This is a genomic window from Mycolicibacter kumamotonensis (assembly GCF_002086285.1).
Taxonomy (GTDB): domain Bacteria; phylum Actinomycetota; class Actinomycetes; order Mycobacteriales; family Mycobacteriaceae; genus Mycobacterium; species Mycobacterium kumamotonense.
Genome location: NZ_MVHU01000032.1, coordinates 43297 through 54730 on the forward strand (window position 1 = coordinate 43297; position 11434 = coordinate 54730).

Consider the following 11434-nt stretch of genomic DNA (forward strand, 5'->3'; position numbering starts at 1 on the left):
CCAGCAGCTAACCTGCGGGGGTGAGTCCAGAGGCCGACAGCGTGACCCCGGATCTGCGGCGGCAATGGTACGACCTGGCCGAAGAGGTGCGCGAACACCAGTTCCGCTACTACATCAAAGACGCGCCGGTCATCCCCGACAGCGAGTTCGACGAGCTGTTCAACCGGCTGCTCGCCCTCGAGGACGCCTACCCCGAACTGCGCGTCCCCGACTCGCCGACCCAGCTGGTGGGCGGGGCCGGCTTCACCACCGACTTCACGCCCGCCGAGCACCTGGAGCGGATGCTGTCGCTGGAGGACGTGTTCTCGCCCGATGAGCTGGCCGCGTGGGCGGGCCGGGTCACCAGCGAGATCGGCGGTGACACCACCTACCTGTGCGAGCTCAAGGTCGACGGGGTGGCGCTCGGGTTGGTCTATCGCGACGGCCGGTTGGTCAGCGGTGCCACCCGCGGTGACGGCCGGGTCGGCGAGGATGTGACGCTGAACGCGCGGACCATCGTCGATATCCCCGAATCCCTCACCGCGGACAGCGAATTCCCGATCCCGGCGGTGCTGGAGGTGCGCGGAGAGGTGTACTTCCGGCTGGAGGACTTCGAAACCCTCAACGCCGGCCTGGTCGCCGAGGGCAAAGCGCCGTTCGCCAACCCCCGCAACAGTGCCGCCGGATCACTGCGGCAGAAGAACCCGGCCGTCACCGCCCGGCGCAACCTGCGGATGGTCTGTCACGGTCTCGGCTACACCGAGGGATTCAGCCCGGCCACCCTGCACGAGGCCTACACCGCGATGAGCGCCTGGGGCCTGCCGGTCTCACCGCACACCGCCCGGGTGGAAGGCATGGCCGCGGTGGCCGAGCGCATCGCCTACTGGGGCGAGCACCGCCACGACGTCGACCACGAAATCGACGGTGTGGTCGTCAAAGTCGATGACCGGGCACTGCAGCGCCGGCTCGGCGCCACCTCGCGGGTGCCGCGCTGGGCGGTGGCCTACAAGTACCCGCCCGAGGAGGCGCAGACCACGCTGGTCGATATCCGGGTCAGTGTCGGGCGCACCGGCCGGGTCACCCCGTTCGCCTACATGACCCCGGTCAAGGTGGCCGGCTCCACGGTGAGCCTGGCCACCCTGCACAACGCCTCGGAGGTCAAGCGCAAGGGCGTGCTGATCGGCGACACCGTGGTGATCCGCAAGGCCGGCGACGTGATTCCCGAGGTGCTGGGCCCCGTGGTGGATCTGCGCGACGGCACCGAGCGGGAGTTCGTCATGCCGACCCACTGTCCGGAATGCGGAACCCTGCTGGCGCCGGCCAAAGAAGCCGACGTCGACATCCGCTGTCCCAATGCCCGGTCCTGCCCGGCCCAGCTGCGCGAGCGGGTGTTCCACGTCGCCGGCCGCGGTGCCTTCGACATCGAGGCCCTGGGTTACGAAGCGGCGACCGCGTTGCTGAGCGCCGGCGTCATCACCGACGAGGGTGATCTGTTCAACCTCACCGAAGACGACCTGCTGCGCACCGAGCTGTTCACCACCAAAGGCGGTGGGCTGTCCAAGAACGGCCGGCAACTGCTGGCCAACCTCGACAAGGCCAAGTCCCAACCACTGTGGCGGGTGTTGGTGGCGTTGTCGATCCGCCATGTCGGTCCGACCGCGGCCCGGGCGCTGGCAACCGAATTCGGCAGCCTGGAGGCGATCACCGCGGCGTCCACCGAGCAGCTGGCGGCGGTCGAGGGCGTCGGGCCCACCATCGCCGCCGCGGTCACCGAATGGTTCGACGTCGACTGGCACCGCGCGATCGTCGACAAGTGGCGGGCCGCCGGGGTGCGGATGGCCGACGAACGCGACGAGAGCATCGAACGCACGCTGGAGGGGTGCAGCATCGTCGTGACGGGGTCGCTGACCGGCTTCTCCCGCGACGAGGCCAAGGAGGCGATCATCGCGCGCGGCGGCCGTGCGGCCGGGTCGGTGTCGAAGAAGACCGCCTATGTGGTGGCAGGCGATGCGCCCGGCTCGAAGTACGACAAGGCCGTCGAACTCGGGGTCCCGATCCTCGACGAGGACGGCTTCGTCAGGCTGCTGGCCGAGGGACCGGCGGACCCGACCACGGATTAGCGCAGCAGGGTCGCAACGATTCCGGCCAGATAGCCCAGCCGCGCCACTTCGGCCGGTAGAAATGCCGGGCCGCCCGTGCGGCCCAAGACGACCGCGGTGCCCGGGTCACCCAACGGGGCGGCCAGCAGCGCGGTGTCGATCTCCCGCCACACCGTGGGCACCCAGTCTGCGGTGTTGTCCAGTGCGGTGGCGCGGTCGAGCGGCAGCCAGGGCACCGCACCGACTTCGGTCTCGGGTGTACCGGGGCTACCGGCCAGCCGGCGAAACTTCCCGTCGGACCCTTCGCCGTGCAGCACCACGCACCAGCTGGCCCGCAGCACCCGGGGCGCGTCGTCGACCAGCTTTTGCAGCTTGGCCTGGCGGTCACCGGCCGCCGCGACGCGGTCGATGAGCTCGAGTTCGCGGTGCGCATCCAGCAGTCCCGTGTGCGGGCGCACACTGTGCACCCGTATCCCGGTGAGCCGTTCGGCGGCGGTGATCAACACGTCGGGCATCGCCCCGGGCGGTAGCTCGACCACCAGGTCGTCGATCGCCGAGCCGCTGCCACGCTCGACGACGTCCAGCGACAAGATGTCGGCACCCACCGAGCCCAAGGCAACCGCCAGCGAGCCGAGGCTGCCCGGGCGGTCGTCGAGCTCGACGCGCAGCAGATAGGAAGACACGGCGAACACTGTTTCACAGGCCCGACTAGGCTTGGCGGCCGTGTCCCAGATCTCCCGTGACGATGTAGCGCACCTGGCCCGGCTGGCCCGGCTGGCGCTGACCGACGCCGAGTTGGACGGCTTCGCCGGCCAGCTCGACGCGATCCTGGCCCATGTCAGCACCATCCAGTCCGTCGACGTCACCGGCGTCGAAGCGACGGACAACCCGCTCAAGGCCGTCAACGTCACCCGTCCCGATGAGATCGTGCCGTGCCTGACTCAGCAGCAGGCGCTCGCGGCCGCCCCCCGCGCCGAAGACGGCCGCTTCGCGGTCCCGCAGATCTTGGGGGAGGGCCAGTGAGTGAGCTGACCCGACTCGACGCGGCAACCCTGGCGGCCAAGATCGCCGCCCGCGAGGTGTCCTCGGTCGAAGTCACCCGGGCACACCTCGACCAGATCGCGGCCACCGACGAGCAGTACGGGGCGTTTCTGCATGTCGGCGGCGATGAGGCGCTCGCCGCGGCGGAAGCCGCTGACCAGGCCATCGCCGCCGGGGAGGCGCCGTCGGCGCTGGCCGGGGTGCCGCTGGCCCTCAAGGACGTGTTCACCACCATCGACGCGCCCACCACCTGCGGATCGAAGATCTTGGAAGGCTGGCGGGCCCCGTATGACGCCACCGTCACCGCGCGGCTACGCGCGGCCGGCATCCCGATCCTGGGCAAGACCAACATGGACGAGTTCGCGATGGGCTCGTCCACGGAGAACTCCGCCTACGGCCCGACCCGCAACCCGTGGGATGTCGAGCGGGTGCCGGGCGGCTCCGGCGGCGGTAGCGCCGCGGCGTTGGCGGCGTTCCAGGCGCCCCTGGCCATCGGAACCGACACCGGCGGCTCGATCCGCCAGCCGGCCGCGCTGACCGCCACCGTCGGCGTCAAGCCCACCTACGGCACGGTGAGCCGTTACGGCCTGGTGGCGTGCGCGTCGTCGCTGGATCAGGGCGGGCCGTGCGCGCGCACCGTGGCCGACACCGCGCTGCTGCACTCGGTGATCGCCGGGCATGACCCGCGTGACTCCACATCGCTGGACGTCCCGGTGCCCGACGTCGTCGGCGCCGCGCGGGCGGGGGCAGGCGGTGACCTGTCCGGGGTACGGATCGGGGTGGTGCGCCAGCTGCACAGCGGGGAGGGCTACCAGCCGGGTGTGCTGGCGTCGTTCAATGCCGCCGTCGAACAGTTGAAGGCGCTGGGCGCGCAGATCTCCGAGGTGGACTGCCCACACTTCGACTACTCGTTGAGCGCCTACTACCTGATCCTGCCGTCGGAGGTCTCGTCGAACCTGGCCCGCTTCGACGCGATGCGCTTCGGTTTGCGGATCGGTGATGACGGCACCCACAGCGCCGAGGAGGTGATGGCGCTGACCCGCGCGGCCGGCTTCGGTCCTGAGGTCAAACGCCGCATCATGCTCGGCACCTACGCGCTGTCGGCGGGCTACTACGACGCCTACTACAACCAGGCGCAGAAGGTGCGCACGCTGATCGCCCGCGACCTCGACGAGGCGTACAAGTCCGTTGACGTGCTGGTCTCGCCGACGACGCCCACCACGGCATTCCGGTTGGGGGAGAAGGTCGACGACCCGCTGGCCATGTACCTGTTCGACTTGTGCACCCTGCCGCTGAACCTGGCCGGACACTGCGGCATGTCGGTGCCGTCGGGTCTCTCCGGCGACGACGGGCTTCCGGTGGGCCTGCAGATCATGGCGCCGGCGCTGGCCGATGACCGGCTGTACCGGGTGGGGGCCGCCTATGAGGCCGCCCGCGGAGCGCTGCCGACGCCGGTTTAGCCGCGCCGAGGCTGTAGTTGGCGTGGAAAAGTTCGAGTAGAGCTCGCGCTAACTACAGCCTCGCGGTGAGTGACCCGGCAAGATGGGTCTCATGCGGATTGGAGTCCTCACCGGTGGCGGTGACTGTCCCGGGCTGAACGCGGTGATCAGGGCCGTGGTGCGCACCTGCGATTCGCGCTATGGCTCGTCGGTGGTCGGATTTCAGGACGGCTGGCGCGGACTGCTGGAGAACCGGCGGATCCAGCTGGCCAACGACGACCGCAACGACCGGCTGCTGGCCAAGGGCGGCACCATGCTGGGCACGGCCCGGGTGAATCCGGACAAGCTGCGTGCCGGCCTGGATCAGGTCAAGGCGACCCTCGACGACAACGGCATCGACGTGCTCATTCCGATCGGTGGGGAGGGCACCCTGACCGCGGCGCACTGGTTGTCGCAGGAGAACGTCCCGGTGGTCGGGGTTCCGAAGACCATCGACAACGACATCGACTGCACCGACTTCACTTTCGGCCACGACACCGCCCTGCAGGTCGCCACCGAGGCCATCGACCGGTTGCATTCCACCGCCGAGTCCCACCAGCGGGTGATGCTGGTCGAGGTGATGGGTCGTCACGCCGGATGGATCGCGCTGAACGCCGGGCTGGCCTCCGGTGCGCATATGACACTGATCCCCGAGCAGCCGTTCGACGTCGAAGAGGTCTGCCGGCTGGTCAAGCAACGCTTTCAGCACGGCTCCTCGCACTTCATCTGCGTCGTCGCCGAAGGCGCCAAACCCGCGGCCGGGTCGATGGAGCTGAGGTCCGGGGGCATCGACGAATTCGGCCACGAGCGATTCACCGGGGTCGCGGCCCAGTTGGCCGTCGAGATCGAGAAGCGCGTCAAGAAGGACGTGCGCACCACGGTGCTGGGGCATGTGCAGCGGGGCGGCACTCCGACCGCCTACGACCGGGTGCTGGCCACCCGGTTCGGAGTCAACGCCGCCGACGCTGCCCACGCCGGCGAGTACGGCATGATGGTGTCGCTGCGCGGCCAGGAGATCGGCAGGGTGGCGTTGGCCGACGCGGTGCGCCAGCTCAAGGTGGTGCCCCAGAGTCGCTATGACGACGCCGCGGCCTTCTTCGGGTAGTTCGCGTTTGTGCATGACGCGTTGGGGCAATGGTCACCCAATGGTTGACTTGTGTTCGCCGGACTGCGGTTCGCTGGCCGGGATGGATGAAGGTTGGGGGGCGGCAATGGGAACGGTCTCGCGGGTCACCGCGGCGCTGTGCGCCTTGCCGATCGGGCTTGTCCTCGCCGGACCGGCCCGCGGCAGCGGTGATGCCATCTCCGGATACGTCGACGATCACGGCCGCGAAGTCTGCGGGTTCATGGCCGACCAGCCGAACCTGGCGGGAGTCAAACGCGCGGTCAACCACATCCTGGCCACCAGCGGTCTGCCCCAGGATCAGACAGGACAGTTGCTGGCCGGATCGGTGATGGCTGACTGCCCCGAATACGGCGAGCTGGTGCAGCAATTCATCCGGTACGTGCATCAACGCCAACAGCAACAGAACGGCGGTATCGGCGCCGTGCTCGGCTCGTAGCGGCTCACAGACTGCCCAGGTCATCGGGCACGTCAACGGCGTACGTGCGCAACACACCCAGTGACACCACGTCGAGGGTGCGTTCATGGGTGGCGGCCAGCACCACCGGAGCAGCGCGCCCGTCGCGGTGCGCCCGCAGCCAATTCACCGCGGTGACACACCAGCGGTCACCGGGGGTCAGGCCCGGAAACCGATAGGCCGGCATCGGGGTGGACAGGTCATTGCCGATCGAACGCTGGTGCTCGAGGAACTCGGCGGTAATCACCGCGCAAATAGTATGCAGCCCAATGTCTTCCGGACCCGAAGAACAGCAGCCGTCCCGGTAGAAACCGGTGATCGGGTCACTGCCGCACGGTTCTAGCGGATCGCCCAATACGTTGCGCTCGGACACCCGGCCAGTTTAGTGGCCGGGCTACGGTGGGTCATGGTCAATCGCACACGTGACGCACTCTGGGACCAGGCCGCCGAGATCTACCGGCGAATCTGCGCGCACCCGTTCATCACCGGACTCACCGACGGGTCCTTGAGCCACGACCGATTCCGCTACTACATCGAGCAGGACGCCCACTACCTGCGGGCTTATGCGCGGGCGCTGGCGGGTTGTGCGTTCAAGGCGCCGGTCGAGGCGGAGGTGAGGATGTTCGTCGAGCATGCCGGGGTGGCGATCGGCGCGGAAGCCGAACTGCATGCCGGGCTGCTCACCGACTTGGGCCTCGACGGCAGCGAGGCCGCGGCATCACCGGTCGCCCCGGCCACTCAGGCCTATACCAGCTACCTGCTGGCGGTTATCGGATCCGGTTCCTACGCCGAAGGTGTGGCGGCGGTGTTGCCCTGCTACTGGATCTACGCCAAGGTCGGCGAACACCTGCAACAGCGCGGCTCGCCGGAGCCGCTGTTCCAACGCTGGATCGACATGTACGGGGGCCCGGAGTTTCAGGCGGTGGTCGAGGCGGTGCTCGCCGTCGCCGACCGAGTCGGTGAGCACGCGTCGCCGACCGAGCGGGGCCTGATGCGCCGGCATTTCCACACCACCGCACGCTATGAGTGGATGTTCTTCGAAGCCGCCTACCGGATGGAGGACTGGCCGGTCTGATCGGTTCACCTAGACTTTCGGCTATGACCGCTGCTGTCGCCGAACTGCTCGACTACGACGACGTCGTCGCCCGCTTCGACCCGGTATTGGGCCTGGAGGTGCACGTCGAGCTGTCCACCGCCACCAAGATGTTCTGCGGATGCTCGACCGCGTTCGGCGCCGAACCCAACACCCAGGTCTGCCCGGTCTGCCTCGGGCTGCCCGGTTCGCTGCCGGTGCTCAACGACGCCGCGGTGCGGTCGGCGATCCGGATCGGGTTGGCGCTCAACTGCGAGATCGCCTCCTGGTGCCGGTTCGCCCGGAAGAACTACTTCTATCCCGACCAGCCGAAGAACTATCAGATCTCCCAGTACGACGAGCCGATCGCATTCAACGGTCACCTGGACGTGCCGCTCGACGACGGGTCGGTCTGGCGGGTCGACATCGAACGTGCCCACATGGAGGAGGACACCGGCAAGCTCACCCACGTGGGCAGCGACACCGGTCGCATCGAGGGCGCCAGTGAATCTCTGGTGGACTACAACCGGGCCGGCGTACCCCTGATCGAGATCGTCACCAAGCCGATCACCGGTGCCGGTGAGCGCGCCCCGCAGATCGCGCGGGCATATGTGACCGCCCTGCGGGATCTGCTCCGCTCCCTGGACGTCTCTGATGTGCGGATGGATCAGGGGTCCATGCGCTGTGACGCCAACGTCTCGCTGATGCCTATCGGCACAACGGAATTCGGCACCCGCACCGAGACCAAGAATGTCAACTCACTCAAGAGCGTCGAGGTGGCGGTCAGCTACGAGATGCGGCGCCAGGCCGCAGTGCTGACCGGGGGTGGAACCGTCATCCAGGAGACCCGGCACTTCCACGAAGCCGGCTACACCAGCCCGGGACGGGCCAAGGAGACCGCCGAGGACTACCGATACTTCCCCGAACCAGACCTGGAACCGGTGGCTCCGAGCGCAGCGTGGGTGGAGGAGCTGCGCGGCACCATCGGCGAGCTGCCGTGGCTGACCCGCAAGAAGATTCAAGACGAGTGGGGCGTCTCCGACGAGGTGATGCGTGATCTGGTCAACGCGGGCGCGGTCGAGTTGGTGGCGGCCACCGTGGCGGCCGGGGCATCGAGCGAGGCGGCCCGGGCCTGGTGGGGGAACTTCCTGGTGCAGAAGGCCAACGAGGCCGGCGTCGAACTCGATGCCCTGGCGATCACCCCGAAGCAGGTCGCCGAGGTGGTGGCGTTGGTGGATTCGGGCAAGCTGTCCAACAAGCTGGCCCGCCAGGTGGTCGAAGGGGTGCTCGCCGGTGAGGGCGAGCCGGAGCAGGTGATGACCGATCGTGGCCTGGTCGTGGTGCGCGACGACTCGGTGATCCAGGCGGCGATCGATGAGGCGCTGGCCGCCAACCCCGATGTGGCCGAGAAGATTCGGGGCGGCAAGGTGGCTGCCGCGGGTGCCATCGTGGGCGCGGTGATGAAGGCCACCAAGGGCCAAGCGGATGCCGCCCGGGTACGCGAGCTGGTGCTGGAGGCCTGCGGGTAGGCCGTTCGGTCAGCCGGTGGTGGCGCCCTGAGTCTGCGGGAGGCGTCGAGCGGACTGGTGGCCCCAGTGCTCGAACATGAACTGCAGCCACCGAACGTCGATCAACATGGTGTCGTCATCCCTTTTCCCTAGACGGTCGCGGTCACAGCTACCGGGCTCCTGAACTGAGTTCCAAGGTAGGCCGCTTTTTTAAGGCAGTCGGGCGGAGTCGGTAATGCTTCTGTGAGAACCGATCCGGTGGCTCTGACGACGAAAGTGGCCCCCTCCGCGATCGGAGGGGGCCACCCGTGAGCTGGAGAAACGATTACAGACCGATGGAACCAGCCAGGTCGGCGAGCAGGTCGCTCGCCGCGGAGCTGCCGCCGGCGGCCAGGTCGTCGAGCGGGTTGCCCACCCCATCCCAGCCGAGAGCGTTGGCAATGATCTCCTGCAGGCTCTGCCACGCGCCCAGCAGGCCGACACCCTGGCCCTCAACCACCAGCGGGAAACCCATCAGGCCGGTGGTCAGCCCCAGGCCGTTGATGATCGAGCCGCCGATGCCGGGCGAGCTGCCGTCGCTGATCTCGTTGACGTAGCCCGCGACGTCGGTGCCAGTGAGGCCGGGCGACAACAGACCGCCGAAGGTGTAGCTCAGCGAGGTGACGTTCAGATCTGCGGGCAGCAGGCCGGCCTCGGTCAGGCTCGGGAGCAGCGCGTCCAGGTTGAGGGTGGCCCCGTTGAGGAGCCCGCCGACCATGTTGGCAGGGATGTTGGCCATATCCTGCAGCGCCGCCGTCCAATCCGGGTTGTCGCCGGACAACGCGGTGCTGATCTCGCCGATGCTGTTGCTCAGCGCCACCAGCGGGCTGAGGGACGGGCCGAGGGCGCCGATCAGCACCCCGCTGAGCGGTGACGCCAGGAACGAGAGAACCGGCGTGAGCTCATCGGTGCTGAGGGGGAAGTCCTCGGGCATGTACTGCGGCATCACCAAGGTGATCAGTGCCTGCAGCGCGTCGTTGCTCAACAGCAGCGGTGACATCGGCAGGTCGGTCTGCATGCTGGGCTGCACGACGGCGTCGATGACGGCCTGCGGGTCGATCGCCGTGCCGTTGATCAGGTCCGCGATCAGCTGCTGCGCGGCCACCATCGGGGCGGCAGACATGGAGTCCCACAGCGTGGTGGCGTTGGTCTTGGCGGTGTCGAACACGTCCTGCCAGGCGGCGAACGGATCGAAGTCGGCGGTCAGCGCTACCGCGGGTGAGTGCCCGGCCGGCAGGCCGGCCACCGGCACGGTGACCGGGGTGGCGGCGATGGCGCCGGCGCCGACGAGCGCCGCTCCGGCGACGATCCACGGTGAGCGAACAACGTTGTGCATGTGGCTCCTAGTTACATCTGCTGTGACGGGTCGCACAGTAGGCGAAAAGTTACTTGAAAGTAGCTTAGGAGACCAAATGAGGTCGACGGGTTTTACGCGGGCGTCAGTATTGCGTTCGACTTCTTTCCACAATAACGGACTCATCGATTAAAAATTGCAGGTGGTAGCAGTATTCGGTCCATTATTCGTTCCTGTCCGACGGGTAACGGAGCGGTAGTGTTCTGCCCGAGCTCCGCGGGCGAGAGCCGGGGAACCGGCAATAACAAAGGTTCGCCTAAATCGATTTAATGAGCGCACAGCTCCGGGGCGATCGGCTCAGTCCTTGTCGTCGTTGGCGCGCGGGAACCCGCCGCCGGACGGGAACAGCGGGAACACGACGTCGTCGAGTTTCTCCGCGTCCCCGGCGGTCTTGTTCACCGTCGCGCCCCAGACATTGCCGTCCGGCGACATTTTGACCGCCCAGACGTGACCGTGGGTGTCCTGGCGCATGACCTCGGGTTCGCTGGTGACCGAACCGGTGCCCGCGGCCAGGCGCACCGCCACCGTCTGCTTGGTGTTGATCAGATTGACCAGCACGATCCCGTCCATCGCGGCGCAGCCGGCGACTCCGGGCTTGTCCGGCCACGTCCACACCGTCGACACGCGGGAGTCCTTGGTGATGCGCTGCAGACGGTCGCCGCTCGGACTGCGGTCGGTGACGTAGAGCGAGCCGTCGACGTGGTCGATGCACAGTCCTCCGCCCGCGCCCAGCCCGCTCAGCGCGGTGGTCGGCGGGGCCTGACCGATCGTCGTCGGTTGCTCGATGCGCAACAGCTTGCCCGCCGTCGACCCGGGGTCGGCGGCAGCGGCCGGATTCCCGGCGTCGCCGGTCTGCACCACCAGCGTGGTGGGGCTGGTGAAGATCAGCGCGCCGGTGTTGCCGGTCGCCCCCTTGGGGATCCCGGTCAGGATGTCCTTGGGCACATCGCCGTCGGCGATCCGGATGACCCGATTGTCGGCGGGGGTGCTGATGTAGGCGTACATCAACCGGTCCTGCATGTACGTCGGCGACAGCACGATGTCCATCAGCCCGCCGTCGCCGGCCGGGTCGACGCCGATGACGGTCTTCACCTTGGGCTCGGCGGTCAGCGAGATCTCCTTCACCGCGCCGGTGGTCCGCTCGGCGACCAGCGCCGATTTGCTGTCGGCGTGCATGATCAAGCCGCTGGTGCTCTCCAGGCAGCCCTGCATCACCCCCGGGGCGGTGAAGGAGATCTCGCTGACCGCCGAGCCCAAGGTGAAGACCGTCATCGGCGTCGACCC

The 11434-nt window shown here is 68.0% G+C and carries 11 protein-coding genes; 7 read left to right on the forward strand and 4 right to left on the reverse strand.

The features are described 5' to 3' along the window. The first annotated feature begins 20 nt into the window (after window positions 1–20). The gene (gene ligA, locus BST28_RS18210; protein WP_019736697.1) at window positions 21–2099 is read left to right on the forward strand and encodes an NAD-dependent DNA ligase LigA; all 2079 of its coding nucleotides are present in this window, start codon (window positions 21–23) and stop codon (window positions 2097–2099) included. On the opposite strand, the gene BST28_RS18215 is transcribed toward ligA, so the two are convergent. Beyond that, on the reverse strand, window positions 2096–2761 hold the full coding sequence (locus BST28_RS18215; RefSeq protein WP_109510973.1) for an ACT domain-containing protein: 666 nt from the start codon (window positions 2759–2761) through the stop codon (window positions 2096–2098). The genes ligA and BST28_RS18215 overlap by 4 nt on opposite strands. 40 nt (window positions 2762–2801) lie before the next feature. Here BST28_RS18215 and gatC point away from each other — a divergent pair, with 40 nt between their 5' ends. From gatC to BST28_RS18235, 4 genes are all read left to right on the forward strand, one after another. Next, window positions 2802–3101, forward strand: a complete 300-nt coding sequence (gene gatC / locus BST28_RS18220; RefSeq protein ID WP_019736699.1) for an Asp-tRNA(Asn)/Glu-tRNA(Gln) amidotransferase subunit GatC — start codon at window positions 2802–2804, stop codon at window positions 3099–3101. Beyond that, on the forward strand, window positions 3098–4579 hold the full coding sequence (gene gatA / locus BST28_RS18225; protein ID WP_083082188.1) for an Asp-tRNA(Asn)/Glu-tRNA(Gln) amidotransferase subunit GatA: 1482 nt from the start codon (window positions 3098–3100) through the stop codon (window positions 4577–4579). The genes gatC and gatA overlap by 4 nt, the downstream gene beginning before the upstream one ends. A gap of 91 nt (window positions 4580–4670) precedes the next feature. Then, window positions 4671–5702, forward strand: a complete 1032-nt coding sequence (locus tag BST28_RS18230) for an ATP-dependent 6-phosphofructokinase (RefSeq protein ID WP_019734790.1) — start codon at window positions 4671–4673, stop codon at window positions 5700–5702. A gap of 106 nt (window positions 5703–5808) precedes the next feature. Then, window positions 5809–6159, forward strand: a complete 351-nt coding sequence (locus BST28_RS18235) for a hypothetical protein (protein WP_019734789.1) — start codon at window positions 5809–5811, stop codon at window positions 6157–6159. Window positions 6160–6163: 4 nt separating this feature from the next. Here BST28_RS18235 and BST28_RS18240 read toward each other — a convergent pair whose 3' ends face one another. Then, a complete protein-coding gene (locus tag BST28_RS18240; RefSeq protein WP_019734788.1) occupies window positions 6164–6550 on the reverse strand; it encodes a DUF2237 family protein in 387 nt (128 codons plus the stop codon). A gap of 33 nt (window positions 6551–6583) precedes the next feature. Between BST28_RS18240 and tenA the strand changes: the two genes are divergently transcribed. After that, window positions 6584–7252 (forward strand): thiaminase II, encoded by a 669-nt coding sequence (gene tenA / locus BST28_RS18245; protein ID WP_083082191.1) that lies wholly within the window; start codon window positions 6584–6586, stop codon window positions 7250–7252. A 23-nt stretch (window positions 7253–7275) separates the two neighbouring features. Then, complete coding sequence (gene gatB / locus BST28_RS18250; RefSeq protein ID WP_065289073.1) at window positions 7276–8778, forward strand: Asp-tRNA(Asn)/Glu-tRNA(Gln) amidotransferase subunit GatB; 1503 nt, start codon at window positions 7276–7278, stop codon at window positions 8776–8778. 304 nt (window positions 8779–9082) lie between these two features. Here gatB and gjpA read toward each other — a convergent pair whose 3' ends face one another. Together gjpA and BST28_RS18260 are read right to left on the reverse strand one after the other, a co-directional pair. Further along, a complete protein-coding gene (gene gjpA / locus BST28_RS18255; RefSeq protein ID WP_019739065.1) occupies window positions 9083–10132 on the reverse strand; it encodes an outer membrane porin GjpA in 1050 nt (349 codons plus the stop codon). Between the two features lie 315 nt (window positions 10133–10447). Further along, on the reverse strand, window positions 10448–11434 hold a 987-nt coding region (locus BST28_RS18260), incomplete at its 5' end, for a PQQ-dependent sugar dehydrogenase (RefSeq protein ID WP_207570129.1).